At 46.1% G+C, this 696-nt stretch carries 2 protein-coding genes; both read right to left on the reverse strand.

The annotated features are described in order from the left end of the window. Nucleotides 1-341: structural protein (locus tag AAC147_RS09640; protein ID WP_047686450.1), on the reverse strand; the 341-nt coding region annotated here is incomplete at its 3' end. Further along, nucleotides 338-661 (reverse strand): phage holin, lambda family, encoded by a 324-nt coding sequence (locus tag AAC147_RS09645; protein ID WP_231571687.1) that lies wholly within the window; start codon nt 659-661, stop codon nt 338-340. The genes AAC147_RS09645 and AAC147_RS09640, both read right to left, overlap by 4 nt. Nucleotides 662-696 lie beyond the last annotated feature (35 nt).

The following is a 696-nucleotide window of genomic DNA, read 5'->3' on the forward strand; positions in this document are numbered from 1 at the left end:
TGCCGGATAATGGCTTTTGATAGTCCAATCAGTGTCGGTTTATTCACTTCAATCTTTTCGAACTGGTCTACATTGAGTGCCTTGGCAACACTGTTAATATAGGCAGTGGTGTCATTTTCCGAGTTTGGGGCGTAGCGGTTGATGATTTTAGAGACGCTGTTGTGCCCGCCTTTATGGTAATTACACAGCAACTTCATCAGTGCCCGAATACCATATTCCGGTGATTCAAATCGGCAGAACCGTTTTTCAATCTTTTCATCATGAGGCAATTGACCTTGCCACTTATTCTTCGGGTTATGATCAATATTGCCGGGGTTGTTATTGCGAATGCCTCTGGTCACTGTTTACCTCCCAACCGTTTATTGATAGTGCGGATAGCAAACTCACGTATCTTCTCAACGCCAATAAAGCCCACCAGCCCACCAATGAAAGGGGCGGCATTACTGGGTATACCGAACAGCTCTAAGCCGCTCGAAATCCCCCATGACAACGCCCCGCACAGAATGCCTTCTATCCATTTGTTTTTACGGTCTACCCCGTCATATACCAGACGTCCGTAACAAATGACGATAGCTAAAACAGAGCCGGATATTTGCGGCCACGAGTTTTTAAGGCCGTTCAATAAGTCAGCCCATAAATCAGGATGTTCTTTCATCTTCATAATCCACCCCATTGAGATAATGGGCGTCCGTGGGG

The sequence above is a fragment of the Xenorhabdus sp. NBAII XenSa04 genome (assembly GCF_963866145.1).
Taxonomy (GTDB): domain Bacteria; phylum Pseudomonadota; class Gammaproteobacteria; order Enterobacterales; family Enterobacteriaceae; genus Xenorhabdus; species Xenorhabdus indica.

What these genes read in the sequence shown, in the direction of transcription:
- AAC147_RS09645 (WP_231571687.1), bottom strand. Translation starts at nt 661, where the DNA reads ATGAAGATGAAAGAACATCCTGATTTATGGGCTGACTTATTGAACGGC.